The organism is Amycolatopsis oliviviridis, assembly GCF_014654365.1.
Classification (GTDB): domain Bacteria; phylum Actinomycetota; class Actinomycetes; order Mycobacteriales; family Pseudonocardiaceae; genus Amycolatopsis; species Amycolatopsis oliviviridis.
Map to the genome: position 1 here is coordinate 706591 of NZ_BNAY01000001.1, position 23826 is coordinate 730416.

Consider the following 23826-nt stretch of genomic DNA (forward strand, 5'->3'; position numbering starts at 1 on the left):
ACCGTGGCACAGTGGCCGTTGGCAGCCTGTCAATCACATGAGTCAAGATGACCCCATGACCGCTACAGCTGACAGTCTTCCCGATCTCGTTTCGCTCAAGGTGGAGATCGACGGGCACGTCGCCGAAGTGACGCTGCTCGGTCCGTCCAAGGGCAACGCGATGGGCCCCGATTTCTGGCGGGAGCTGCCGATCGTCTTCCGTGCGCTCGACGCGGACCCGCAGGTCAGGGCGGTCGTGCTGACCGGGAGCGGCAAGCACTTCTCCTACGGGCTCGACCTGCCCGCGATGATGCCCAGCTGGGGCGAGATGCTCGGCGGCGACGCGCTCGCGGGCCCGCGGACGAAGTTCCTCGACGAGGTCAAGACCCTTCAGGCGAGCGTGTCCTCGATCGCGGAATGCCGCAAACCGGTCATCGCGGCCATTTCCGGCTGGTGCATCGGTGGTGGCGTCGACGTGATCGCGGCCGCGGACATCCGGCTGGCGAGCGCGGACGCGAAGTTCAGCGTGCGCGAGGTCAAGGTCGCGATCGTGGCCGACCTCGGCAGCCTGCAGCGGCTCGCGCCGATCATCGGCGAAGGGCACCTGCGGGAGCTCGCGTACACCGGCAAGGACATCGACGCCGCCCGCGCGGAGAAGATCGGCCTGGTCAACGACGTGTACGCCGACCAGGACACCGTGCTAGCCGAGGCGCGCAAGATGGCGGCGGAGATCGCCACCAACCCGCCGCTGGTCGTCCACGGCACCAAGAACGTCCTTTCGGCCAACACCGAACGCCAGGTCGCGGAAGGCCTGCGCTACGTCTCGGCCTGGAACGCGGCGTTCCTGCCCAGCAAGGACCTCGGCGAAGCCGTGCAGGCGTTCCTCGAGCGGCGCGCGCCCGAGTTCAAGGGAGAGTAGAAAGAACCGGCGGCCACCCAGGGACCAGGAGGACGATCGTGAGCGCTTCGGAGGCATACCGCACGTTCCGCGAGGCACGGGACTATCTGCAGGCCCACCGCGAGGACTACGACACCGCCTACCGTGACTTCACCTGGCCCCGGCCCGCCGAGTTCAACTGGGCGCTGGACTGGTTCGACGTCATCGCCGCCGATCCGGCCAACCAGGACCGGTACGCGCTCTGGATCGTCGAAGAGGACGGCATCGAAAACCGCTGGACCTATCCGGAAATGGCGCGCCGGTCCAACCAGGTCGCGAACTGGCTTCGCTCGCTCGGAGTCTCCCGGGGCGACCGGCTGATCCTGATGCTGGGCAACCAGGGCGAGCTGTGGCAGACCATCCTCGCCGCGATCAAACTGGGCGCCGTCATCATCCCGGCCTCGACCCTGCTCGGCCCGGCGGACCTCACCGACCGGGTCGAGCGGGGCGCCGCGAAACACGTGGTGATCCGCTCGGCCGACGCGCACAAGTTCGAGAACGTCGAGGGTGACTACACGCGGATCGTCGTCGGCGAACCGGTCGAGGGCTGGCGGTCCTTCGTGGACGCTTACGAAGAAGCGGACACCTTCACGCCCGACGGCCCGACAGCGGCGGAAGACCCGCTCCTGCTGTACTTCACCTCGGGGACGACCGCGAAGCCGAAACTGGTGCAGCACACGCAGGTCTCGTATCCCGTCGGACATCTGTCCACCATGTACTGGATCGGCCTCGAACCGGGCGACGTCCACCTCAACATCTCCTCGCCGGGCTGGGCGAAACACGCGTGGAGCAACGTTTTCGCGCCGTGGAACGCCGAGGCGACGGTGTTCCTCTACAACTACGCGCGTTTCGACGCGGTCGCCCTGATGGCGCAGATGCAGCGGTGCGGCATCACCAGTTTCTGCGCCCCGCCGACGGTGTGGCGGATGCTCATCCAAGCGGACCTGACCGTGCTGAAGACCCCGCCGGTCAAGGTGGTGGGCGCGGGCGAACCGCTCAATCCCGAAGTGATCGACCAGGTCGAAAAGGCTTGGGGCGTCACGATTCGCGACGGTTTCGGGCAGACCGAGAGCAGCGTCCAGATCGCCAACACCCCCGGACAGGACGTCGTCCCGGGCTCGATGGGCCGCCCGCTGCCCGGCTTCACCGTCGCGCTCGTCGACCCCGTCACCGGAGAGCGCGCGCAGGAGGGCGAGATCTGCCTCGACCTCGACAAGCGGCCGGTCGGCTTGATGACCGGCTACGCGGACGACGACGAGCGGTCCGCCGCCGCCTTCGCGAACGGGTTTTACCACACCGGGGACGTCGGCTCGATCGACGAACGCGGCTACATCACCTACGTGGGCCGCACGGACGACGTCTTCAAGGCGTCGGACTACCGGATCTCGCCGTTCGAACTGGAAAGTGTCCTGCTGGAACACGACGCCGTCGCCGAAGCGGCCGTGGTCCCCGCGCCCGACCCGATCCGGCTCGCGGTGCCCAAGGCCTACGTCGTCCTCGCGAACGGGCACGAGCCCACGGCCGACACCGCGGTGTCCATCCTGGCCTTCGCCCGCGAGCATTTGGCTCCGTACAAGCGGATCCGGCGGCTGGAGTTCACAGAGCTGCCGAAGACGATTTCCGGCAAGATCCGGCGCGTCGAACTGCGCGGACGCGAGAACGACGCCGACGGCCGGCCAGCGGGGGAGTTCCGCGAAGAGGACTTCCCGCAACTTAAGGGCTGACGGCAGGCTCCCGAACTCCGAACTCGCGTGATCGGAGCCGGAACTCGCGTGATTGAGGGCGGAACTCGCATGATCCGGCGCGTTCCGCCTCCGATCACGCGAGTCGCGGCTCCAATCACGCGAGTTCCGGGTTCGGGCGTGTGGGTCGAACGACCCACAGCATGGTGCCAGGAACCGCGTTAGCATCCCGGGCAGTGAATCGTTGACAACCCGTGGGGGTCACGGGTCTCACCTTCCCTGCCTTGAAAGGTGTTCCTGTCATGCGCATTCGTTTCCTCCTGCCGATGCTCGCCCTCGTGGCCGGCCTCGGTACCGCGGTGGCCACCCCGGCCGCCGCCGATCCCGGCCCGCTGACGGCGGGCGACGTGTCCGCCGCCGACGCCTGCTACAGCTGGGGACGCACGTTGTCCGAGGGCGCGTCCGGTGAGGACGTCCGGCAGTTGCAGATCCGGGTCGCCGGATATCCCGGTTACGGTGGCGTGCTCGCCATCGACGGCCAGTTCGGCGCGGGCACCAAGGCCGCGGTCACCCGCTTCCAGCAGGCGTACGGGCTGGGGGCGGACGGCATCGCCGGATCGGCCACGTTCTCGAAGATCTACGCCTTGCAGGACAACGACTGCTCGCCGGTCAACTTCACCTTCGCCGAACTGAACCGGTGCAACTCCGACTGGTCGGGCGGCAACGTCTCGGCCGCGACGGCGAAGGCAAACGCGCTGGTGTCGATGTGGAAGCTGCAGGCGATGCGGCACGCCATGGGTGACCGGCCGATCACCGTGAACGGCGGCTTCCGCAGCGTCTCCTGCAACAACGCCGTCGGCGGAGCGACCAACAGCAGGCATCTCTACGGCGACGCGGTCGACCTCGGGGCGGGCTCGCAGGGCTTCTGCGGGCTGGCCAAGCAGGCCCGCAACCACGGGTTCAGTGAGATCCTCGGACCGGGCTACCCGGGCCACAGCGATCACACGCACGTCGCCCACCGGTCCAGCCGGTTCTGGTCGGCTTCGGCCTGCGGGATCTGAGCGGGGTCACTCCCAGCGCCACAAGGACGGCGGCCGTCCTCCCTTGGGGAGGGCGGCCGCGTGTTCTGTCGTACGCCGCAATCCGGGGACCCGCTCCATGGTCCGGCCCAGATTCGCCGGATAGGGGCGGTCCCCGGTCAGCGCCTCGGTCGCGTCCAGCGCCTGCGCCGTGGTGAAGATCGGGCCCAGCAGCCCGGCGGTGAAGGCGACGTCCCGCCACAGCTTGTCGGCGAGCAGCGGACGGCAGTCCGCCACGATCCGGTCGTGGTCGAACGCCAGCGGCGGCACCTCGGCCAGCGGCGTCCACGTCACGTTCCCCGGGTCGTCGAGCGCCGGGGAAGTGGTGGCCCACAAGGCGACCGACAGGGTCGGGCCCCGGGGATCACGGTTCGGCTCGTCGAAGGTGGCGAGCTGTCCCGTGGCCGAGAGTGCGTCCGGTGGCAGCCCGAGTTTGGTGACGGCGGCCCGGCCCGCCGCCTCCCGCAGCCGTTCCCCGAGCCCGAGCAGCACCCCGGGCAGGGCGAGTTCCCCCGCGAACGGCTCGGCGGCTCGCGGCGCTGTTCCCAGCAGCACGGTCCGGGTGCCGGGGTCGAACCGCACCACGAGCACGTCCACGGACACCGGCGTCGACTCGATCACGCGTTGATTGTCGACCTCGCCTCCGAGACCCGGTAACCCGCCCTGTCCGGGCCGTACCCGGCGACCGCCACCGGCAGCCGCGTGCCGAACCACGCCAGCGGATCCGGCAGGTCGACGGCGGGGGAGCCGTCACCGGGCACGACCCGCAGACCGGTCGCGTCGAGATGGGTCACCGCGAGCGCGTCCACGCCGTCGCAGGCCGCGATCGCGTAGTCCAGCAGCGCCTCGTCGAGATGGCCCGCCCGCCACGCGCCCTGGAACTCCCCGGTTTCGTTGTGTGCTTCGGGAAACCGTGCCAGCACGGCGGCGGACTCGGTGGGCAGCGGACCTGCGCCGTGCCGGGTGAGATAGGTCCGCATGACCCCCAGAACGGCATGCGGACGCCTACCCAGCAGGGCGCGGGCGTTGTGCGGGGTGGTGGTCGACCAGGTCGTATGCGGATGGAACCCGTGATGCTGGTCGAGGAGAACCCCCTGCGCTCCCTCGAAAACCAGCCGTCCGGCGTCCGCGAGCCGTCCTGTCTCGTCCCCGTCGGTGATCCGCACCGCGCCCGCGAAATCGCGGTACAGCGCCACCAGGTCGTCCACGCTGTGCGACGGCGTGGCGAGCGGCGCGTAGAACCGCGCGAGCGCGTCCAGCTTGCGCCGCAGCACCGACGGCCGCGCGCAGTCGGCGACCGTGGGCGCTTCCCCCGGCGTCCCGACCACCTCCTGGTTCTCCACCACCTCGCCCGGCTCGGCCCCGGGCAGCAGCGAGTACCAGACGGTCTCGCCGATGCCCTTCCCGCACGAGCCATGCCGCTTCTCGCCGCGGGCCTCCTCCCTCGCCCGGTTGGCGTGGATGTGGAACGGCGTCGTGAGCAGAGCCCGGCCGTCCACGCTCAGCAGCGAAAGCGGGTTCCGGACGCCGACGCTTTCGAGCTGCCGGGCCTCCGCCGCCAACGCGAACGGTTCGACCAGCACGAACCGGGACAGGTGGGTGGGCACGCCGGCGAACGTGCCCGCCCCGAACTGGCTGAAGGTGTGGTGCCGCCCGTCCACGACGACGTTGTGCGCCGCCTGCGCGCCCCCGTTGAAGCGGACGACGGCGGTGGTGGGCCGGGCGGCGCAGAGCGCGTCGACCACGGCCCCCTTGCCCTCGTCGCCGAACCCGAGCCCGACCACCACCACGTGCCCGTCCAGGAGGCTCACCGCAGCACCACGTCGCTCGGGCCGCCGGCCTCGGGTACCGCCGAGGTGACGACCGACTTGGTGCCCAGCTTCGCCAGCGCCTTGCCGACAGCCTTGCTCTCGGCGACCGAGCCGATGTCCGCGAGGTCGGCGAGCGCCCGGTCGACGTCGACGACCCGTTCCTCCAGCCCGATCGTGGCCGCGATCAGTTCGCACACCGCCCCGGGGTCGTCGAGCTTGAGGAAGTTCTGGCCGAGCAGGCCGCTCCAGTGCTCGCCGATCTGCGGGTCGTTGTAGTACGACGACTGGTTCGGCAGGACGAAGTAGACGTGCCACTTGCGGGCCAGCTCCCGGTACACCGACGCGGGGTCGATGTCCTCCCGCACGTCGTCGCCGATCACCCGGCGGATGTGGCGGGCCTCCAGCGCCGGCTTGTTCAGCTCGTCGCCGATGAGGAACAGGTAGCCCTTGCGGCCGCGGTTCTGCCACGCGTCGGTGACCACGTGGCGGGCCATGAAGTAGGCGGCCAGTTCGTAGGACTCGCTCTTCTGCCCGCCGCCACCGCCTTCGAGGAAGATCGTGCGCAGCTGCTCGTCCATCCGGTTGTCCGATTCGAACTGCCCGATCTGCAACGGGACCCGGTCGCTGTCGGCGTCGCCGATCGCGCCGAACAGCACCTGCGGGTCGGCCAGGTAACCCCGGCGCTTCAGCAGGCCGTGCAGTTTGCCGAGCTTGCCCTGCATGATCCGCGGTACCCGGCGCATCGAGCCGGTGACGTCGAACAGCACCGCGATCGGCGTCGAGTCGCTGTGGTCGGCCGAATCCCGGCATTCCCGGACGGCGTTCTTCGGGTCGAGCGCGGCCGCGGCCTTCCAGTCTTTCGCGGGTTTGGCGCGGAGATCGGCGCTGTAGCCGAAGTCGTCCTCGCCCTTGGCCGCGCGGAAGGTCTTCGCGGCGGCGTAGGCGTTGTCGTCCCAGTGTCCGTGTCCCATGGTCAGGCTCCTGTCTCGGGGATGGTGAAAGGGCGGAAGGTGCGGGGGCCGTACAGCTCGCCGAGCAGGTCGTCGTACTCGTCGAGCAGATCGACGGTGTCGGGTCGCTGTGCCGGGTCTTCCTGCGTGCACCACGTGGCGAACTCGCGTTGGCGGGTTTCCGTAGGCGCCAGCAGGGAAAGCATCAGGCGATGGAGCATGTGGACGTCGGTGGCCGCGGTCATCGGAAGTCCTTTGTGGACCTCCGGTGGATACTCGGCGGAGTTGTCCACCGCCAGCGGGAGAGTGCCGGTCTCGACGGCGAACGACCAGCCGGCCAGGACGATCCCGTGCTGTCCGGGATGGACGAGCACGTTGTCCGCGGTGAGATGCCCGTGGACGAGACCCGCGCGGTGCGCGCCCGCCACGGCGCGCAGCAGGCGCCGGTGCATCCAGGCGTAATCGCGGCCGTCGAGCCCGTCCGGGAACGCCTTGCCGATGTCGGCGAGCGTGACGAACCCGTCGACGAGCGGATCGAGGACGCTGAACGCCCGGTCGCCCCGCGCCACCGGGCCGGAGGTGTCGAGCAGCCTCGGGTAGTAGGGCCGCAGCCACCGGTGCCGTTCGGTGAAGCCGTCGAGCGTGCGCAACGCCGCCCACTCGGCGTGGATCAGCGGGTTGAGCGCCGGGTCCCGGACGAGTTTGACCAGATGCAGCCCGGTGGTCCGGTAGGTCGTCGCGACACTGCCCACCGCGTGCGGAGCGGTGAGGGTGTAGCTCGACGTCGCCGTGGTGACGGTCTGGCGCCGGGCGCGTTTCCAGTCGTCGTAGCGGCGATTGAGGGTCGCGGCCGCCTGATGTGCCCGGGCGTCGCCGGGGTTGCGGTCGGGGTGGAGCGCGGCCGCGAGTTCGCGGTACCGCCGGTGTGCGAGTTCGGGATCGGAGTCGAACAGAACCGCCGCGTCCTCGATCGTCTTCACGGCGTCGTCCCTGGTGAGCATAGTTTGAGTCTATATGACTCTTACCTCGGATCGCAAGGGCGAGGTGGGCGCCGGTACAAATCCCGTGCCGTTCCACGGCTTCGGAAAATAGCCTGAAAAGACCGAACGGAGAGGAGATTCGTGCCGGGAAAACCGCGGATTCCCAGGGTGCTATTGGTGGTGCCCGCCGGGATCTCGTTCGTCGTCCTGTTGGTGGCCCTCGGGGGATTCCTCGGTGACCGCGTGGACAAGCTGAACACCGGCGAAGAGGTCACGGTCGTCGAAATCTCGGAATGCTTCGATGAGAGGCCTCCGGTGACCGGTAGGGGTACCTACTGCGAGGGTGGCTGGCGATTCGACGACGGGCGCACCGCACAAGGGCGGATCGAGGGCGAGAAGGCCGCGGTGGGTGACAGGGTCTTCGCCGGCGATGGATTCGCCTATCGGTCGAAGACCATGGTGATCCTGAGCCTGTCGGTGACCGTGGCGATCGGCCTGGCCCTGCTGGGCATGCCGATCGGGCTCGGCCTCCAGTACCGGAAGTACCGGAAGTACGAGGCCCGACGGCGCCGCGAGGAGTGACGCTGCCGGGCGTGCTCAGCTCCGGGTGGCTTCGATCTGCCGCTCGTCCTCGGTCGAGCAGCTGGTCACCGGATCGTTCGGCCCGCTCCCGCACGTCCAGGCGCCGATCACCACCGGTCCGGGCCCCTGCGGCGACGCGGCTTCGGCGGGTGTCAGCTTCGCGAAGTAGTCCGTGAGCACCTGGGTCGCTTCGGCGCAGTCTGTCTTCCCGCGCGCGACGACCTTGTTCTTGGCTCCCTGGAGCCCGGCGACCTCCCCACAGGGTGTCCCGGCGGGGACCTGCGCGGCGGCGGGGGAGGACGGCTGCGGAGCGGCCGCGGGGGCGGGATCGGCGCCGCAACCGCTCAACAGGACGACGGCGAGCGCGGCGGGAAGCGCGGAGAGGCTCTTCATGGGCCCTTCTTCTCGGGGGTGGTTCATTCGACGGGGACGACTGCGGCGAACACGTTCTGCTCGCCCTTGCTGCAACTGGTGCCGCCTTGCGCGGCGGGGGCGCCGGAAACGCACAACCAGCCGTCGACGGTCTCGCTGACCGGCTCGTCCGAGCCCGCGGACTGGCGTCCGGCGATCCTCTGGTGGAACGCGCCGACGATCCCGGTCGCGTCCGCGCAGGAGACCCCGGGCCCGTTGATCACCTGCAGGGTCAGCCCGCTCGCCGCGGTGAGGGTGCCGCATGAGCCCTGTACCGGTTCAGCGGGCTTCGGCTTGGGAGCGGGTTTCGGTGCGGTGGACGGATTCGGCGCGGTCTGCGACGGGATCGGGGGCAGCGACGCGCTGGTCGTGGCAGAGGGAGGCGCGGGTGTCAAGACCGAAGTCGAGGTGACTGGCGGTGGCGGATCTTCGCCCGAACAGGCGGCGAGCGTTCCGGCGAACGCGCAGACCGCGAACAGGCGCCGGCGCGTTCCCGTGGTCTTCGAGACGGGCAAGGCGATCCTTTCGTCGGCCGGTCGTGGCCGGCCCATTCTGACCCGGCCGGGCCCGTTGCCGTGGCATTGAGCCACGTTCGGTTCGCGGGAGGCTATCGCGACGGCCGCGCGGTGATACGCGAGGACCGCCCAATCACTGTCCATTGTGGACAATTAACATGCCGTTCACGGCGCGACAACACCCCGTTGTCGTGGCGAACCGATCGGACGAATCCGGCGCCGAACCGTTAACACGCGGCCCGGTTCTGCCGAAAACAAAGGTAGCGCTCCGGCGTGTCCCAGTCCCCGTCACCGAAACCGTGAGAGCGATGAAGACCGACGAACAGACCGACCCCGCGTCACCCCAGGCCACCGCACCGGCGAACACGGAGCTGCCACCGACGGCACCGTGCACCGTCGTCTGGTGTGGCGGCCGCCCGTACGTCCTCGAGAGCTCCGCCGGCCACACGCGCTGGATGGGCACCGACCACCGAGGCAGGCCCGTGGCGCTGACCAGCGCGGACCTGCAACGCCGCGGCTGGACCCACACCCGGGCGAGCTGACGCGGGAGGACCTGCCGCTGCTGGATAGGCTGAGCGGGTGAGTACGCCCCCCGAACCGAGCGTGACCAGCGAAGAGCCTTCTCTGCTGCGGCAGGCCCTGAACGTTCCCAACATGCTTTCGATCCTCCGGCTCGCCGGGGTGCCGGTCTTCCTGTGGCTGCTGCTCGGCCCGAAGGAAGACGGCTGGGCGCTCGCGCTGCTCGTGTTCAGCGCCCTCACCGACTGGCTCGACGGCAAGCTCGCCCGCTGGCTCAACCAGATGTCGCGGCTCGGCCAGCTGCTCGACCCGGCCGCCGACCGGCTCTACATCCTCGCGACGCTCATCGCCTTCCTGATCCGCGACATCATCCCGTGGTGGCTGGTGGTCCCGCTGGTCGTGCGCGAGGCCGTGCTGGGCGTCTGCGTGCTGTTGCTCCGGCGCGGCGGGTTCGCCCCGCCGGAGGTCACCTACATCGGCAAGGGCGCCACCTTCGTGCTGATGTACGCCTTCCCGTTCTTGCTGCTCACCCAGGGCGGCTCCGACATCGCCGCCGTCGCCCGGCCGATCGGGTACGCCTTCACGGCGTGGGGCGCGGTCCTGTACGTCTATTCGGGCGTGCTGTACGTCATCCAGACCGTCCAGGCACTGCGGACGGCCGATCCGGCGGGCTTGCGGGAGGCGCCGGGCGCGTGACCCGGCGGGATGCGAAACTGCGCGCGTCGGTTTCATGCGAGGGCATCAGAAAGGGGAGCGGCGTTGTCCACTCCAGAAGAACTGCGGTACACCGAGGAACACGAGTGGGTCTCCGTGCGCGACGGAGGGCTCGTGCGCGTGGGCATCACTGAGTACGCCCAGGACCAGCTCGGTGACGTGGTGTTCGTCGAACTGCCCGAGGTCGGCAAGCAGGTCGGCTCCGGCGACGCGTTCGGCGAGGTCGAGTCGACCAAGAGCGTTTCGGAGCTGTTCGCCCCGCTGGACGGCGAGGTGGTCGCGGTCAACGACGCGGTGACCGAGTCGCCCGAGCTGATCAACAGCGACCCCTACGGCGAGGGCTGGCTGATCGAACTCCGTCTCGACGACGCGAGCTCGGTCGAATCACTGCTCGAAGCCGAGGCCTACCAGGCCCTGATCAAGGAATAGCCGCAGGCCGTGGCCCTTCGGGAAGAGTAGGGGGAGCCGCGGGCCGGAGTTTCGATCAGGCACGGTACGTTTGTCCTCCACACGTTCTTGAGTAGTGGCAACACACATGCGTTAGGAGAGCTCAGGTGAGCACGAACGACGGGCCCGGCGTTCCCCCGGAGCAGTCTCCGGAGCGGACTTCTGTCTTCCGGGCCGACTTCCTGGCCGACGTCGAAGGCACTGAGGCTCCTCCGGCTGCCGAGGCCCCCGTCCAGGGTGTGGACGCGCTGCCCGCGGGTTCCGCGCTGCTGGTCGTCAAGCGGGGTCCGAACGCCGGATCGCGCTTCCTGCTGGACCGCGACACCACCAGCGCGGGACGGCACCCGGACAGCGACATCTTCCTCGACGACGTCACGGTTTCCCGGCGGCACGCCGAGTTCCGCCGTGAGGGCGGCGAGTTCGTCGTCATCGACGTCGGCAGCCTCAACGGCACCTACGTCAACCGCGAGCCGGTCGACCAGGCCGTCCTCGCCGGTGGCGACGAGGTGCAGATCGGCAAGTTCCGCCTGGTCTTCCTGACCGGCCCGGGTCACGGGGGCCAGGGGGCGCGGTGACGGCGGCCGGGCGGCCTGATCGGGATGCGTCGCAGCGCGATGGGTTGAGCATCGGGGCCGTGCTGGCACAGCTGCGCGGCGATTTCCCCGATGTCACCATCTCCAAGATCCGGTTCCTCGAGGCGGAGGGTCTGGTCCAGCCGGGCCGGACCCCGTCGGGGTACCGGCAGTTCGCCCCGGCGGACGTGGAGCGGTTGCGGTTCGTCCTGTCCGCCCAGCGGGATCACTACCTTCCGCTGAAGGTCATCAAGGAACAGCTGGACGCGGCGGATCAGGGTGCCGCGCCCGCCGCGGTGCTGCCCAAGCCGCCGCGGAAACTCGTTTCGCTCGACGCCCCCGGGGAAAACGGCGGATTGCCGTCCCCCGGGGATTTCGAGACCGATCGCGAGATCAGGCTGACCGAGGAAGATCTGCTCCGCCAGGCCGGCATCGACGCCGCCACCCTGGCTGAGCTGCGGCAATACGGTCTGGTCCGGCCCGGGGCGGCCGGGTTCTTCGACCCCGACGCGGTCCTCGTGGCGAAGACCGTGAAAGCGATGACCGAATTCGGTATAGAGCCGAGACATCTGCGTGCCTTCCGGGCCGCCGCCGATCGTGAGGTCGGCCTGGTGGAGCAGATCGTGACCCCGGTGTATCGGCATCGTGACGAGGACGCCCGGGCGAGGGGCGACGAGGTCGTCCGAGAGCTCGCGGCACTGACCGTGGCGTTACATACGCTCTTGGTGAAGGCCGGAATACGGGCTGTCACGGGCGGTTGAACGGCTCCAGGAGCCGCGAACCCCTGTGAGGCCACTTGTCAATGACTGAATGTTCGGCATCCGATGCCGTACCGTGGAGTTGGGTTTGCCACGGGCGAACCGGGAATGTCGGAGACAGCGAGCACAGCGCGCGGAAGACGGGTAGCGTCGGGACTGCCGTCGCTTGGTCGTCGAGACAAGCGTTGCAGCCCGTGCGCACGAGAGGGAGGCGAAGCCCGATGAGCGAGATGCGCGTCGTCGGCGTGCGGGTGGAGCTGCCCGCGAATCAGCCGATCTTGTTGCTACGGGAGACCGAAGGCGAGCGGTACCTGCCGATCTGGATCGGCTCGGTGGAGGCCACCGCCATCGCCTTGGAGCAGCAGGGAGTCCGCCCGGCCCGTCCGCTCACCCATGACCTGCTCAAAGAGGTCATCGGGGCTTTGGGTCGCGAGCTGGAACAGGTCGTCATCACGGATCTGAAGGAAGGCACGTTCTTCGCGGAACTGGTCTTCGACGGGGACATCAGGGTTTCCGCGCGGCCGAGCGATTCGGTGGCGCTGGCACTGCGGGTGGGGGTGCCGATCCACGCCGTCGACGCGGTGCTGGAGGAAGCGGGCCTCATCATCCCCGACGAACAGGAGGACGAGGTCGAGAAGTTCCGCGAGTTCCTCGACTCGGTCTCGCCGGAGGACTTCCGCGGCGCGGACACCTGATCACATACTGGGATCTTGAACGAAGGGGCGGTGCCGGATGGCGCCGCCCCTTCTTCCTGTGCGCGTTCAGTCCTCTGAATGCGGTTCGCGAGCCTCAGGCCGCGGTCGCCTTGACGAACAGGTCCGCGAGTTCGCGCCCGTAGCGCTCCAGGTCCAGCTTCGGGTCCGCGGCGAACTTCGCGGCCACGCCGTCGATGGCCTGCGCGATCGACAGCGCCATCACGTCCGCCGCGAAGTCGCCGAAAGCGCCTTCCGCCTGTCCCTGCTTCAGCTGGCGTTCGAGCCGCCCGGTCCGGAACTCCTCGACCAGCGGCACCGACATGAACCAGCCCTCGGCGTCCGAACCGCTCGACGCCATCTCGACCATGACCCGCACCAGCTCCGGGTACGAACCGAGGAACGCGATCTCCGACTCGATGTAACCGCGCAGGAGCCCGGCCCGGTCGGTCGTGCCCTGGATGCGCTCCTCCAGGAACTTGTCCTTCATCCCGGTCGCGGTGGTGACCACGGCCTGCATCAGGCCGGCCTTGTTGGTGAAGTGGTAGGAGATGATCCGGGTGCTGGACAGCCCGGCCCGCTCCTTGATCTTCGCGAACGACGTCTTGTGGTAACCGAGGTCGGAGATCGTCGCGATCGTGGCCCCGACGATCTGGGCCCGTCGCGCGGCTTCGGTGACCGACAGCCCCAGCTCCGCCTGGACCTCTTGCATGGCACTCTGGGTAGAGGGATTTACTTGCATGAGTAAAAATTAACACGACTGAGTAAAAACGGCAAGCGTGCGGCCGAATGGGGGAGTGCCCTCGGCAAGCCTCAAGAAGAGCTTGAGGTCGACCGCGCGTCGCGTTGACCGCTTTGCCGGACGCGCTTACCGTCAATGAAGGTGAATCGCCAAGGTGTGATTCGGATGTCTGGGGCATTCGTCTTGACGGTTCACTCCGGTGCGGACTCACGTGGGTCCGCGCGGCTTTGTTCGCCGGCCGCCAGGTCGGGCGAGGGGAGGCATGGCGTGGTCGAGGCTGGTAGCCCTCAAGAGCCGCTCGTTCCGGTCGCTGATGGCGAGCAGGGCGAGCTGTTCCCCGACTCTTCCCTCCCGGACGAACTCGTCGGCTACCGCGGTCCCGCCGCCTGTCAGATCGCCGGGATCACATACCGGCAGCTCGACTACTGGGCCCGTACGAAGCTGGTCGCGCCGAGCATCCGCACGGCGCACGGTTCCGGTTCGCAGCGGCTCTACTCGTTCAAGGACATCCTCGTCCTGAAGGTCGTCAAGCGTCTGCTGGACACCGGCGTCTCCCTGCAGAACATCCGCGTCGCCGTCGACCACCTGCGCCTGCGCGGCGTCCGCGACCTCGCCAAGGTCACCCTGTTCTCCGACGGCACCACCGTCTACGAGTGCACCTCGCCCGAAGAGATCGTCGATTTACTCCAGGGCGGGCAGGGCGTTTTCGGCATCGCCGTCAGCGGGGCGATGCAGGAGATCAGCGGCACCATCCACGAGTTCCCCGCCGAGCGGGCCGACGGCGGCGTGATCGAAACCGTCACGCCGGACGAGCTCACGCAGCGCCGTAACGCACGTCGCACCGGCTGATCATGAAGCCGCGCGAGCGGCAGGGTAGGCTCACTCACGCGGTCGACGAATCCGCGCGGGAGAGACCGAGCCGATAACGGCTCGGCGCCGAAGGAGCAAGTCCTCCCCGGAACCTCTCAGGCACCCTGGACCGCGCGGACTAGACGCCTCTGGAAAGTGAATCGTCAGGTCACCACCTGGCGGCTCCGCCGACGGTGCAAGCCCGACTCAACCCACGGGCGAAACTCTCAGGCGCCCCTCCGGGGGTACGGACAGAGTGGGGAGGGCCAGGACAATCGTCCCGGCCCCACCCCCGCGTCTTGGGAGGTCCCCGATGGAGCCCGTTTCACTGGCCGCTCTCGAATCCGGAACCCCCTTCGCAGACCGGCACATCGGCCCCGGTGCCGGAGAACTCGCGCGCATCCTCGACGTCGTCGGCGTCGCCTCCCTCGACGAGCTCGTCGAGCGGGCCGTTCCCGCGTCGCTGCGGGAGTCCGTGACACCGCCGGAGCTGCCGTCGCCCGCCACTGAGACCGTCGCGCTCGCCGAACTCCGTGCCCTGGCCGCGCGCAACCGGCCGATGGTCCAGATGATCGGCCTCGGCTACCACGACACCGTGACCCCGCCGGTGATCCGCCGCAACGTGCTGGAGAGCCCGGCCTGGTACACCGCGTACACGCCGTACCAGCCGGAGATCTCGCAGGGCCGTCTCGAAGCGCTGCTCAACTTCCAGACCATGGTCGCCGATCTGACCGGCCTGCCGGTCGCCAACGCGTCGATGCTGGACGAGGCGACCGCGGCGGCGGAGGCGATGACGCTGGTCCGCCGCGCGGGCAAGGCGAAGTCGAACCGGTTCGTGGTCGACGAGGACACCCTGCCCCAGACGATCGAGGTGCTGCGCACCCGCGCCGAACCGCTCGGCATCGAACTGGTGACCGCGGACCTGTCCCAAGGCATCACCGGACTCGGTCTCGGCGGCGACTTCTTCGGGGTACTGCTGTCGTATCCGGGCGCCTCGGGCGTCGTCCGCGAATGGGACCACACCATCGCCGAGGCCAAGGCGCTGGGCGCGGCCGTGGTGATGGCCGCGGATCCGCTGGCGCTGACCCTGCTGCGGTCGCCGGGTGAGCTCGGTGCCGACGTCGCTCTCGGGTCGACGCAGCGGTTCGGCGTCCCGATGGGTTTCGGCGGCCCGCACGCGGCGTACCTCGCCGTCCGGCAGGGCCTCGAACGCCAGCTGCCGGGCCGCCTGGTCGGGGTGTCGAAGGACGCCGGCGGCGCGCCCGCGTACCGGCTCGCGCTGCAGACCCGCGAACAGCACATCCGCCGGGAGAAGGCGACGAGCAACATCTGCACCGCCCAGGTGCTCTTGGCGGTGATCGCGTCGATGTACGCGGTCTATCACGGTCCCGAAGGCCTGCGCGCCATCGCTAACCGTGCTCACCGGATGGCCACGGTGCTGGCGGCGGGACTCGCCGAAAGCGGCGTCGACGTCGTGCACTGCGAGTTCTTCGACACCGTCATGGTTTCCGTCCCCGGCCGCGCGGCGAGGATCGTCGGCACGGCCCGGGAACTCGGGGTCAACCTGCGGCTCGCGGACGCGGACCACGTCGCCGTCGCCTGCGACGAGACGACGACCCGCGAGCATCTTTCGTTGGTGTGGAAGGCGTTCGGCGTCGCGGTGTCCGATGTGGACTCACTCGACGCGGACACCGCCGACGGCTTCCCGCCGGATCTGCGCCGCACGAGCGACTACCTGACCCATCCCGTCTTCCACGCGCACCGCTCGGAGACGGCGCTGTTGCGGTACCTGAGGGCGTTGTCCGACAAGGACGTCGCGCTCGACCGGAGCATGATCCCGCTCGGCTCCTGCACGATGAAGCTCAACGCCACGGCGGAGATGGAGCCGATCACCTGGCCCGAGTTCGCCGGTCTGCACCCGTTCGCGCCCGCCGAGGACGCGGCCGGGCTGCTGACCGTCGTGAAGGACCTGGAGCGGTGGCTCGCCGGCATCACCGGCTACGACGCGGTTTCCCTGCAGCCCAACGCCGGGAGCCAAGGCGAGTTCGCCGGGCTGCTGGCGATCCGCGCCTATCACCGGGAGCGCGGGAACGCGGCACGCGACGTCTGCCTGATCCCGTCGAGCGCGCACGGGACGAACGCGGCCAGCGCGGTCATGGCGGGGATGCGGGTGGTCGTCGTGAAATGCGACGACGAGGGCAACATCGACCTCGGTCATCTGAAGTCCACTGTGGACGAGCACGCCGAGGACCTCGCCGCGATCATGATCACCTACCCGTCGACGCACGGCGTCTACGAGGACACCGTCCGCGAGGTCTGCGCGCTCGTGCACGACGCGGGCGGCCAGGTGTACGTCGACGGGGCGAACCTCAATGCCTTGATCGGGGTGGCGCAGTACGGGAAGTTCGGCGCCGACGTCTCCCATCTCAACCTGCACAAGACCTTCTGCATCCCGCACGGCGGGGGCGGACCCGGCGTCGGGCCGATCGGCGTCCGCGCGCATCTGGCGCCCTACCTGCCGAACCACCCGCTGCAGCCGGACGCCGGACCGGCCACCGGCGTCGGCCCGATCAGCGCCGCGCCGTGGGGGAGCGCGTCGATCCTGCCGATCTCGTGGGCCTACGTCCGGATGATGGGCGCGGAAGGTCTTAAGCGCGCGACGCTGACCGCGGTCGCGAACGCCAACTATGTCGCCAAACGCCTCGCGGAGCACTTTCCGGTGCTGTACTCCGGGCACGACGGCCTGGTCGCGCACGAATGCATCCTCGACCTCCGCGCGCTCACCAAGCGGACCGGCGTCACCGTCGACGACGTCGCCAAGCGGCTGGCCGACTACGGCCTCCACGCGCCGACGATGTCCTTCCCGGTCGCCGGAACGCTGATGGTCGAGCCCACCGAGAGCGAGGACCTCGGCGAACTCGACCGGTTCTGCGACGCGATGATCGCGATCCGCGGCGAGATCGAGCAGGTCGCCGCGGGGGAGTGGCCGCTGGCGGAAAGCCCGCTGCGGAACGCCCCGCATACCGCGCGCTGCCTCGTGGGCGAGTGGGATCGCCCGTACAGCAGGGAGATCGCGGTGTTCCCGGCCGGCAACGGGACGGCGAAGATCTGGCCTCCGGTGCGGCGGATCGACGGGGCCGCGGGTGACCGCAACCTCGTCTGCTCCTGCCCGCCGCCGGAGGCCTTCGCCTGACCTGCGCTGATGGTCAGCCGGGCATCTTGTCGAGAAAGCCCAGCACCTGCTTGATCCGCCCGTCCTCGACGGTGATGACGTCGAAGCCGATCGCCAGCGGCTCCGCCGCGCCCTCCGGGCCGAGGTACCACTGGAACCGCGCGATGTCATGGTGCGCGTCGGGGACGGCGGGCAGGCTGAACCTCAGGCCCGCGAACTGGGCCTGCGCTCCGGCGATGAAGCCGTCGACACCGTCGTGGCCGGTGACGGCGCCGAGCGGGTCGGTGTAGACGGCGTCCTCAGTGAACACTTCGGCCACGAGCGCGCGGCGCTTGTCCGCGTCGGTCTCGTTCCACACGGCGATGTACTGCTCGGCGACGCGCTGGATGTCCGACATGGTGTCCTCTTTCGTTGGTGGGTAACCGATGCCGCAACTCTGTCGGCCGGAGATGGGTCTCGTCGATTACGCGGGAGGTAATGGCGGCCCGGCACCGGTGCCCGTAGGTTCGTGATCGTGACGACCACAATGACCGCGAGCCGCGCGGGCCGGCCCGTCGGTGAACTCCTGCGGGAATGGCGCGATCGCCGGCGGATCAGCCAGCTCGACCTCGCGATCTCCGCCGAGATCTCCACCCGGCACCTGAGCTTCGTGGAGACCGGCCGGTCCAAGCCCAGCCGCGACATGGTGCTGCGGCTCGGCGAACACCTGGAGGTGCCCTTGCGGGAACGCAATCAGCTGCTCCTGGCGGCGGGCTACGCGCCCGCGTACCCCGAAAGCGGCCTCGGCACCCCCGAGCTGGCGGCGGTCCGCCAGGCGGTCCGGCAGCTGATGACGAGCCACGAGCCCTACCCGGCCGCCGTCGTCGATCGCGGATGGAACCTGGTCGACGCCAACGCGAGCGTCTCGATCATGACCGATCTGGTCTCGCCCACGTTGATGACCCCGCCCGCCAACGTCCTGCGGCTGACGCTGCATCCCGAGGGAATGGCGCCGCACGTGCTCAATCTGGGGGAGTGGCGCGCCCATCTGCTCGGCAGGCTGCGGCGGCAGGTGACCCAGACGGCCGATCCCGGGCTGACCGAGCTCCTGGAGGAGCTGGTCACCTATCCGTGCGCGGACCCCGTCCCCGAGGTGGAGGTCCCCGGGCCGGGCGACATCTTCGTCCCGTTGCGGCTACGGCACGAAGGCGTCGATCTCACGTTCTTCAGCACGGTCTCCACGTTCGGGACACCGTTGGACATCACGGTCGCCGAGCTGGTGATCGAGTCGTTCTTCCCGGCCGACACGGCCACGGCCGAGTACTTGCGCGCGTACGCGGGGCGCGGGGTGGAATGATGCGGGGCAAGAAGCCCTGCCACAGAGCCCAGTGAGGATTCTTCATCCATGGCCGTGCCTTCCGTCGCCCTGAACAACGAGGTAGCCATCCCCCAACTCGGTTTCGGTGTCTGGCAGGTGCCCGCGGGCGATACGGCCAAGGTCGTCCGGACCGCCATCGAGGCCGGGTACCGCAGCATCGACACCGCCGCGTCGTACCGGAACGAAGCCGGTGTCGGCGAAGCGATTCGCTCGGCGGGCGTGCCTCGCGACGAACTGTTCATCACCACGAAGCTGCCGAACCCGGCCCACGGCTACGACGAGGCGCTCGTGGCGTTCGACGCGAGTCTCGCCGAACTCGGCCTCGACCGCGTCGATCTGTACCTGATCCACTGGCCGATGCCGACGCGCGGAAAGTACGTCGAAACCTGGCGAGCGCTGGAAAAGCTCTACGCGGACGGCCGGACGCGAGCCGTCGGGGTGTCGAACTTCCACGTCCCGCAGCTGCGGCGGCTGTTCGACGAAACCGGGATCGTGCCCGCGGTCAACCAGGTCGAACTGCATCCCCGGCTCCAGCAGAAGGCGCTGCGGGAGTTCCACGCCGAGCATGGCATCGTCACCGAGGCGTGGAGCCCGCTGGCGCAGGGATCGCTGCTCTCCGACCCGACGCTGACCGCGCTCGCTGCGAAATACGGCAAGAGCCCGGCACAGCTGGTGCTGCGCTGGCATCTGCAGCTCGGCACGGTGGCCATCCCGAAATCCGTGACCCCGTCCCGGATCCGCGAGAACCTCGACGTCTTCGACTTCGAACTGGCCGAAGACGATCTCGCGGCCCTCGCCGAGTTCGACGACGGGACCCGCACCGGCCCGGACCCGGAGACCTTCGACCTGATCTGAGCCTTCGGGCTCTGAAGTGTCATGAAAGGGCCGTTCCTGACGAAAAACGTCAGGAACGGCCCTTTCATGACACTTCCGGAACGAAAAAGGGTCCCTTCCCCACCATGGGAAGGGACCCTTTCCGGCGAAAGCTCAGGTGGCCTTGATGCCCGCGGCGGCGAAGTCGGCCTGCTGGGCCGGCTGCTGCAGGTACTGGCGGAACGTCTGCGAGGCGCGCATCTGGACCTCGTCGATGGTCTTGCCGGCGAGCCCGACGAGCGGGTAGTCGGCCGAGCGCGCCGTCGCGACCGACTGGGCGGGCGAACCGACCAGTTCGGGCTTCGCGGTGTTCAGCTCGGTCACCCAGTAGGACGACTCGGGGATCCAGGCGGCGGGGAGGCCGCCGATGGCGTCCAGGTTCGTCCGCCCGACGAGACCGTCGAGCACGGCCGCGGAGGGCAGGGCGTCGACCTGGATGATCACGCAATGGTCGCGGACCACGGTCGCGGCGTTGTTCCACCGCTCGGCCGCCGCCCGGACCGGCTTCTCGATGCTGGGGGTGACGACGACCCGCATCGGGGTGTCGCCGGCGCTGCAGGCCTTGGCCTGGGCCTCGGCGCGGGTGCTCAGCTCCCCGTCCGCCCAGTTCCAGCCGAACACGCCGATCGCGATCAGCGCCACCAGGACCACGGCGGCGATGGGCCACTTGGCGACCTTGCGCCGCGGTGCCTTCTTCCCGACGATCCGGTGCGAACCGGTCGCCTCACCGCGACCCTGAGGCCGCTTCGGCGGGTCGAGGGGATGCGGCACCGGCTCCTCGGCCACGCTGTGTCGCCCCATCGTTGTCCTTTCGAAACGTGCGCGCTCGCGCTGCGTATGCAATCAAACCGTTATCACTCTAACAGGGGAGGGTGTTACGGGGAATGCGACGACTCACAGTTGTTTTCCGCGTGTCGCGGGTGCCTTCTTTAACTCGGTCAGCAGCCGTTGGCAATGCGCTATCAGGTGCTCACGCAGCGGCGCGGCCCGGCGGGCGAACCCGGCCTGCGCGCGGGCGTACTCAGCCCTGCCTTCCGGGGTCTCGATCCGGACGGGAGAGTAGCCGAAGGCCGCGAGGTCGTAGGGACTGGCCCGCATGTCCAGCTCCCGGACGTCCGCCGCCAGCTCGAAGCAGTCCCCGACCAGCTCGGCGGGCACGAACGGGTCGAGTTTGTAGGCCCACTTGAAGAGGTCCATGTTGGCGTGCAGGCAGCCCGGCTGCTCGAAGTCGATCTGGTCCTCCCGCTCCGGCCGCAGCGTGTTGAGCGGCCGGGCGGGCTCGGTGAAGAACCGAAAAGCGTCGAAATGCCCGCACCGGATCTCCAGCGACTCGACGACGCCGTCCGTTCCGGCCGAACCCAGCCGGAGCGGAAGCTGTGAGTGACGCACCTCATTCGCCGATTCCCGGTAAACCATTGCCCATTCATGAAGCCCGAAACAACTGAGCCTCGGCGCGCGGGACGCGGTCGCGGAAAGCAACGCGACGACGAATTCCGCGGTCCTGGCCCGGCCCTCGGTGAAGCCCGCCGGATCCAGCATGACGCCGTCCGGCGTCTCGACGTAGCCCTTCCGCTCCAGGAACCGGCGCGCGGACGTGCCTTCGAGCACGACGCCGGGACCAGGCTGCCAGCGTTCGAGGTGCCCGGGGCGGTGCGAGTAGTAGGTGAAGAGGAAGTCGAGCACCGGATGCTTCTCGCCATGCGAGCGGCGGCGCTGGTGCGGTGTCGTCCAGCGCCGCATCCGCGTCACGTGGTCGTCCTCGTAAGCCCGCCAGACAGACTCGGGAAGGACGATCGGGCCGGTCATGACATGACGTGAGTGCCGTCGCGGACGGTTCCCACGTATTCCTCGACGAGGTCCTCCAGCGCGACGACGCCGACGGCGGCCCCCGCCGGGCTCAGCGCCCGCGCCAGGTGACTGCCTTCCTTGCGCATCGCCGAAAGCGCCTCGTCCAGCCGGGCGTCGGCGTGCAGTTCGGTCAGCGCGCGGGTCTTGTCCGAGGGCACCACGGTCGTCGGGTCCTCGCCCACGAGGTCGAGGATGTCCTTGACGTGGATGTAGCCGGTCAGCGTCCCGTCGTCGGTACACACCGGGAAGCGGGAGAAGCCGGTCGAGGACACCGCGCGCTCGACGTCGCCCAGCGTGGGGGAGCAGGGCAGCGTGGTCAGCTGCGCCGTCGGGACCAGCACGTCGGCCACCGTCTTCTCCACCGACGACAGCGTCTTGCTGAGCCGCTGGTGCTCGGAGTGCTCCAGCAGCCCCTCGCGCCGCGACTCGCTGAGCAGTTCGGCGAGTTCGTCGGAGGTATAGGCGGTTTCGAGCTCGTCCTTCGGCTCGACCTTGAACAGCCGCAGCAGCGAGTTCGCCACGAAGTTCAGCAGCCAGATGAACGGGTTGGCCACCTTCACCCAGGCCACGTGCACCGGGACCAGCCACAGCGCCAGCCGCTCCGGCTCGGCGATCGCGAGGTTCTTCGGCACCATCTCGCCGATGAGGACGTGCAAGATGGTGATGAACGCCAGCGCGATCGCGAACGAGATCGGGTGCAGCAGGAACTCGGGGATCCCGAACAGCTCGAAGAACCCGGCCAGCCGGTGCGCGACGGCGGGCTCACCCAGCCGGCCGAGCAGCAGCGAGCAGATGGTGATGCCGAGCTGTGCGCCCGCGAGCATCAGCGAGACGTTCCTGCTCGCGTTGATCACGATCTTGGCGCGGGTCTTTCCCTGCTCCAGCAAGGCTTCCAGCCGGTCGCGCCGCGACGAGATCAGCGCGAACTCGGCGCCGACGAAGAACGCGTTGGCCAGCAGCAGGACCACGACGAGGAAGATGTTGAACCAGTCGCTCATCGGGCGGGCTCCTGCTCGGCGGGCGCGGGGCTTTCACTGACCCGGCGTACTTCGACCTCGGAGATGCGCAGCCGGTCCATTTTGGTCACCGTGAGCCGCCAGCCGTCGAGATCGGTGGCGTCCCCGGGGGACGGGATCCGGCCGAGCCGTTCGAGGATCAGCCCGGCGATGGTCTCGTAGTCACCGTCGGGCATCCGGAACCCGGTCTCGTCGGTGACCTCGTCGGCGCGAAGCTGGCCGGACACGAGCCAGTTGTCGGCGCCGACCTGCTGAGAGGACGGCTCTTCCCGCTCGTCATGTTCGTCGCGGACGTCGCCGATGATCTCCTCGACGACGTCTTCCAGCGTCACCAGCCCCGCGGTGCCGCCGTACTCGTCGACGACGATCGCGAGCTGGAATCGGGAATCACGCAGGCGGTTGAGCAGCGAGTCGCCCGGCAGGGATTCGGGCACGGTCGGGATCGGCCGCATGACCGAGCCGATCCGCACCGTGGCGCGCTGCGCGGCCGGGACGGTGAACGCCTGCTTGATGTGCACCGCGCCCTGTACGTCGTCGAGATCCTCGGTGTAGACCGGGAAACGCGAGAAGCCGGTGCGGCGCGAGATCTCGATGAGGTCGTAGATCGTGTCGTCCACGGTCAGGGATTCGAGCTGGACGCGCGGCGTCATCAGCTCCTCGGCCGTCCGCTCGCCGAAGCGCAGCGACTTGTCCAGCAACTCGGCCGTCGAGGTGTCGAGCGTGCCGCTTTCGGCGCTGGAGCGGACGATCGAGCCGAGCTCCTGCGGTGAACGGGCCGACCGCAGTTCCTCCTGCGGTTCGACGCCGAACTTGCGGACCAGGAAGTTGGCGCTGTTGTTCATCAGGGTGATGAGCCAGCGGAAGAGCGAAGAGAACCGTGAGTGGTACCCCGCGACGGCACGCGCGGTCTGCAGCGGCCGGGCGATCGCGAGGTTCTTCGGCATCATCTCGCCGAGGATCATCGAAAGCGACGTCGCCAGGATCAGCGCGACCGCCAGCGACACGCCGTTCGCGACGCCTTCGGAGAACCCGACGGCGGTGAACAGCGGGTGCAGCAGGTCGCCGATCACCGGCTCCGCGAGATAACCGGTGATCAGGGTGGTGATGGTGATCGCCACCTGCGCGCCGGAGAGCTGGAACGAGAGGGTGCGGTGCGCCTTCTGCACGGTGTGCGCGCGCCGGTCGCCGACCTGGCGGACGTTCGCGTCGACCGTGCTGCGCTCAAGCGCGGTGAGGGAGAACTCAGCGGCGACGGCGAGGCCGGTGCCGATGGTCAGCAGAAGGAACAGAAGGATGCCGAGGACGGCGAACAGGATTTCCATCACTTCCTGCCGGCGGGGA

The 23826-nt window shown here is 69.0% G+C and carries 26 protein-coding genes and 1 riboswitch; of the genes, 14 read left to right on the plus strand and 12 right to left on the minus strand.

Annotation, left to right across the window (positions count from 1 at the left end):
• Positions 1 to 55: 55 nt before the first annotated feature.
• The 3 genes from IE302_RS02755 (at position 56) to IE302_RS02765 (ending at position 3659) form a co-directional block, all read left to right on the plus strand.
• On the plus strand, positions 56 to 898 hold the full coding sequence (locus IE302_RS02755; RefSeq protein ID WP_191251402.1) for a crotonase/enoyl-CoA hydratase family protein: 843 nt from the start codon (positions 56 to 58) through the stop codon (positions 896 to 898).
• Between the two features lie 38 nt (positions 899 to 936).
• The gene (locus IE302_RS02760; RefSeq protein ID WP_308436835.1) at positions 937 to 2640 is read left to right on the plus strand and encodes an AMP-binding protein; all 1704 of its coding nucleotides are present in this window, start codon (positions 937 to 939) and stop codon (positions 2638 to 2640) included.
• A gap of 260 nt (positions 2641 to 2900) precedes the next feature.
• Positions 2901 to 3659 carry a D-Ala-D-Ala carboxypeptidase family metallohydrolase gene (locus IE302_RS02765; protein WP_191251404.1) on the plus strand — a complete coding sequence of 253 codons (759 nt, stop codon included), beginning with the start codon at positions 2901 to 2903 and terminating at the stop codon, positions 3657 to 3659.
• Between the two features lie 6 nt (positions 3660 to 3665).
• Here IE302_RS02765 and IE302_RS02770 read toward each other — a convergent pair whose 3' ends face one another.
• Genes IE302_RS02770 through IE302_RS02785 form a run of 4 tightly spaced genes read right to left on the minus strand, consistent with a single transcriptional unit; the run spans position 3666 to position 7439 of the window.
• Positions 3666 to 4298 carry an NUDIX domain-containing protein gene (locus IE302_RS02770; protein ID WP_191251406.1) on the minus strand — a complete coding sequence of 211 codons (633 nt, stop codon included), beginning with the start codon at positions 4296 to 4298 and terminating at the stop codon, positions 3666 to 3668.
• A complete protein-coding gene (locus IE302_RS02775; RefSeq protein ID WP_191251408.1) occupies positions 4295 to 5488 on the minus strand; it encodes an adenylosuccinate synthetase in 1194 nt (397 codons plus the stop codon). Before IE302_RS02775 ends, IE302_RS02770 begins: the two co-directional genes overlap by 4 nt.
• A complete protein-coding gene (locus tag IE302_RS02780) occupies positions 5485 to 6459 on the minus strand; it encodes a hypothetical protein (RefSeq protein WP_191251410.1) in 975 nt (324 codons plus the stop codon). The genes IE302_RS02775 and IE302_RS02780 overlap by 4 nt, the downstream gene beginning before the upstream one ends.
• Before the next feature lie 2 nt (positions 6460 to 6461).
• Complete coding sequence (locus IE302_RS02785) at positions 6462 to 7439, minus strand: adenylate cyclase (RefSeq protein WP_191251411.1); 978 nt, start codon at positions 7437 to 7439, stop codon at positions 6462 to 6464.
• 120 nt (positions 7440 to 7559) lie between these two features.
• Between IE302_RS02785 and IE302_RS02790 the strand changes: the two genes are divergently transcribed.
• On the plus strand, positions 7560 to 8000 hold the full coding sequence (locus IE302_RS02790) for a hypothetical protein (protein WP_229907561.1): 441 nt from the start codon (positions 7560 to 7562) through the stop codon (positions 7998 to 8000).
• Positions 8001 to 8015: 15 nt separating this feature from the next.
• On the opposite strand, the gene IE302_RS02795 is transcribed toward IE302_RS02790, so the two are convergent.
• Entirely contained in the window at positions 8016 to 8393 is a 378-nt protein-coding gene (locus IE302_RS02795; RefSeq protein ID WP_191251413.1) for a hypothetical protein, read from the minus strand.
• A gap of 23 nt (positions 8394 to 8416) precedes the next feature.
• Positions 8417 to 9070, minus strand: a complete 654-nt coding sequence (locus IE302_RS42630) for a hypothetical protein (RefSeq protein ID WP_229907562.1) — start codon at positions 9068 to 9070, stop codon at positions 8417 to 8419.
• 164 nt (positions 9071 to 9234) lie between these two features.
• Between IE302_RS42630 and IE302_RS02805 the strand changes: the two genes are divergently transcribed.
• The 6 genes from IE302_RS02805 (at position 9235) to IE302_RS02830 (ending at position 12631) form a co-directional block, all read left to right on the plus strand.
• Positions 9235 to 9468, plus strand: a complete 234-nt coding sequence (locus tag IE302_RS02805) for a hypothetical protein (protein WP_005150017.1) — start codon at positions 9235 to 9237, stop codon at positions 9466 to 9468.
• Between the two features lie 37 nt (positions 9469 to 9505).
• Positions 9506 to 10141 (plus strand): cardiolipin synthase ClsA, encoded by a 636-nt coding sequence (gene clsA, locus IE302_RS02810; protein WP_373307884.1) that lies wholly within the window; start codon positions 9506 to 9508, stop codon positions 10139 to 10141.
• 63 nt (positions 10142 to 10204) lie between these two features.
• On the plus strand, positions 10205 to 10588 hold the full coding sequence (gene gcvH / locus IE302_RS02815; protein ID WP_005150021.1) for a glycine cleavage system protein GcvH: 384 nt from the start codon (positions 10205 to 10207) through the stop codon (positions 10586 to 10588).
• 125 nt (positions 10589 to 10713) lie between these two features.
• Positions 10714 to 11181 carry a glycogen accumulation regulator GarA gene (garA, locus tag IE302_RS02820; protein WP_005150023.1) on the plus strand — a complete coding sequence of 156 codons (468 nt, stop codon included), beginning with the start codon at positions 10714 to 10716 and terminating at the stop codon, positions 11179 to 11181.
• Positions 11178 to 11939 (plus strand): transcriptional regulator FtsR, encoded by a 762-nt coding sequence (gene ftsR, locus IE302_RS02825; protein ID WP_191251415.1) that lies wholly within the window; start codon positions 11178 to 11180, stop codon positions 11937 to 11939. Before garA ends, ftsR begins: the two co-directional genes overlap by 4 nt.
• Before the next feature lie 218 nt (positions 11940 to 12157).
• Positions 12158 to 12631, plus strand: coding sequence for a bifunctional nuclease family protein (locus tag IE302_RS02830; protein ID WP_005150031.1), 474 nt, complete (start codon positions 12158 to 12160; stop codon positions 12629 to 12631).
• Between the two features lie 94 nt (positions 12632 to 12725).
• Here the strand turns inward: IE302_RS02830 and IE302_RS02835 are convergent, their stop codons facing one another.
• Positions 12726 to 13340 (minus strand): TetR/AcrR family transcriptional regulator, encoded by a 615-nt coding sequence (locus IE302_RS02835; RefSeq protein ID WP_191251417.1) that lies wholly within the window; start codon positions 13338 to 13340, stop codon positions 12726 to 12728.
• A gap of 297 nt (positions 13341 to 13637) precedes the next feature.
• Between IE302_RS02835 and IE302_RS02840 the strand changes: the two genes are divergently transcribed.
• Together IE302_RS02840 and gcvP are read left to right on the plus strand one after the other, a co-directional pair.
• On the plus strand, positions 13638 to 14219 hold the full coding sequence (locus tag IE302_RS02840; RefSeq protein WP_005150040.1) for a MerR family transcriptional regulator: 582 nt from the start codon (positions 13638 to 13640) through the stop codon (positions 14217 to 14219).
• Between the two features lie 46 nt (positions 14220 to 14265).
• A riboswitch (glycine riboswitch) is annotated at positions 14266 to 14362 on the plus strand.
• A gap of 170 nt (positions 14363 to 14532) precedes the next feature.
• Positions 14533 to 17412, plus strand: coding sequence for an aminomethyl-transferring glycine dehydrogenase (gene gcvP, locus IE302_RS02845; protein WP_191251419.1), 2880 nt, complete (start codon positions 14533 to 14535; stop codon positions 17410 to 17412).
• Positions 17413 to 17425: 13 nt separating this feature from the next.
• On the opposite strand, the gene IE302_RS02850 is transcribed toward gcvP, so the two are convergent.
• On the minus strand, positions 17426 to 17788 hold the full coding sequence (locus IE302_RS02850; RefSeq protein WP_191251421.1) for a nuclear transport factor 2 family protein: 363 nt from the start codon (positions 17786 to 17788) through the stop codon (positions 17426 to 17428).
• Positions 17789 to 17917: 129 nt separating this feature from the next.
• On the opposite strand from IE302_RS02850, the gene IE302_RS02855 reads away from it, so the two are divergent.
• Both IE302_RS02855 and IE302_RS02860 read left to right on the plus strand, forming a co-directional pair.
• Complete coding sequence (locus tag IE302_RS02855; protein ID WP_191253058.1) at positions 17918 to 18727, plus strand: helix-turn-helix domain-containing protein; 810 nt, start codon at positions 17918 to 17920, stop codon at positions 18725 to 18727.
• A 48-nt stretch (positions 18728 to 18775) separates the two neighbouring features.
• Positions 18776 to 19603 carry an aldo/keto reductase gene (locus IE302_RS02860; RefSeq protein WP_191251423.1) on the plus strand — a complete coding sequence of 276 codons (828 nt, stop codon included), beginning with the start codon at positions 18776 to 18778 and terminating at the stop codon, positions 19601 to 19603.
• Between the two features lie 132 nt (positions 19604 to 19735).
• Here the strand turns inward: IE302_RS02860 and IE302_RS02865 are convergent, their stop codons facing one another.
• From IE302_RS02865 to IE302_RS02880, 4 genes are all read right to left on the minus strand, one after another.
• Positions 19736 to 20422, minus strand: coding sequence for a hypothetical protein (locus IE302_RS02865; RefSeq protein WP_229907563.1), 687 nt, complete (start codon positions 20420 to 20422; stop codon positions 19736 to 19738).
• A gap of 93 nt (positions 20423 to 20515) precedes the next feature.
• Entirely contained in the window at positions 20516 to 21427 is a 912-nt protein-coding gene (locus IE302_RS02870) for a PH domain-containing protein (protein ID WP_191251425.1), read from the minus strand.
• A complete protein-coding gene (locus IE302_RS02875) occupies positions 21424 to 22467 on the minus strand; it encodes a hemolysin family protein (RefSeq protein ID WP_191251427.1) in 1044 nt (347 codons plus the stop codon). The genes IE302_RS02870 and IE302_RS02875 overlap by 4 nt, the downstream gene beginning before the upstream one ends.
• On the minus strand, positions 22464 to 23807 hold the full coding sequence (locus tag IE302_RS02880) for a hemolysin family protein (RefSeq protein WP_191251429.1): 1344 nt from the start codon (positions 23805 to 23807) through the stop codon (positions 22464 to 22466). The genes IE302_RS02875 and IE302_RS02880 overlap by 4 nt, the downstream gene beginning before the upstream one ends.
• Between the last annotated feature and the right edge of the window lie 19 nt (positions 23808 to 23826).

What these genes read in the sequence shown, in the direction of transcription:
- IE302_RS02855 (WP_191253058.1), top strand. Translation starts at nt 17,918, where the DNA reads ATGACCGCGAGCCGCGCGGGCCGGCCCGTCGGTGAACTCCTGCGGGAA.
- IE302_RS02835 (WP_191251417.1), bottom strand. Translation starts at nt 13,340, where the DNA reads ATGCAAGAGGTCCAGGCGGAGCTGGGGCTGTCGGTCACCGAAGCCGCG.
- IE302_RS02765 (WP_191251404.1), top strand. Translation starts at nt 2,901, where the DNA reads ATGCGCATTCGTTTCCTCCTGCCGATGCTCGCCCTCGTGGCCGGCCTC.
- IE302_RS02865 (WP_229907563.1), bottom strand. Translation starts at nt 20,422, where the DNA reads ATGGGGCGACACAGCGTGGCCGAGGAGCCGGTGCCGCATCCCCTCGAC.
- IE302_RS02785 (WP_191251411.1), bottom strand. Translation starts at nt 7,439, where the DNA reads ATGCTCACCAGGGACGACGCCGTGAAGACGATCGAGGACGCGGCGGTT.
- IE302_RS42630 (WP_229907562.1), bottom strand. Translation starts at nt 9,070, where the DNA reads ATGGACAGTGATTGGGCGGTCCTCGCGTATCACCGCGCGGCCGTCGCG.
- gcvP (WP_191251419.1), top strand. Translation starts at nt 14,533, where the DNA reads ATGGAGCCCGTTTCACTGGCCGCTCTCGAATCCGGAACCCCCTTCGCA.
- IE302_RS02880 (WP_191251429.1), bottom strand. Translation starts at nt 23,807, where the DNA reads ATGGAAATCCTGTTCGCCGTCCTCGGCATCCTTCTGTTCCTTCTGCTG.
- IE302_RS02870 (WP_191251425.1), bottom strand. Translation starts at nt 21,427, where the DNA reads ATGACCGGCCCGATCGTCCTTCCCGAGTCTGTCTGGCGGGCTTACGAG.
- IE302_RS02780 (WP_191251410.1), bottom strand. Translation starts at nt 6,459, where the DNA reads ATGGGACACGGACACTGGGACGACAACGCCTACGCCGCCGCGAAGACC.
- IE302_RS02755 (WP_191251402.1), top strand. Translation starts at nt 56, where the DNA reads ATGACCGCTACAGCTGACAGTCTTCCCGATCTCGTTTCGCTCAAGGTG.
- IE302_RS02830 (WP_005150031.1), top strand. Translation starts at nt 12,158, where the DNA reads ATGAGCGAGATGCGCGTCGTCGGCGTGCGGGTGGAGCTGCCCGCGAAT.
- IE302_RS02860 (WP_191251423.1), top strand. Translation starts at nt 18,776, where the DNA reads ATGGCCGTGCCTTCCGTCGCCCTGAACAACGAGGTAGCCATCCCCCAA.
- IE302_RS02805 (WP_005150017.1), top strand. Translation starts at nt 9,235, where the DNA reads ATGAAGACCGACGAACAGACCGACCCCGCGTCACCCCAGGCCACCGCA.
- IE302_RS02875 (WP_191251427.1), bottom strand. Translation starts at nt 22,467, where the DNA reads ATGAGCGACTGGTTCAACATCTTCCTCGTCGTGGTCCTGCTGCTGGCC.
- IE302_RS02850 (WP_191251421.1), bottom strand. Translation starts at nt 17,788, where the DNA reads ATGTCGGACATCCAGCGCGTCGCCGAGCAGTACATCGCCGTGTGGAAC.
- IE302_RS02795 (WP_191251413.1), bottom strand. Translation starts at nt 8,393, where the DNA reads ATGAAGAGCCTCTCCGCGCTTCCCGCCGCGCTCGCCGTCGTCCTGTTG.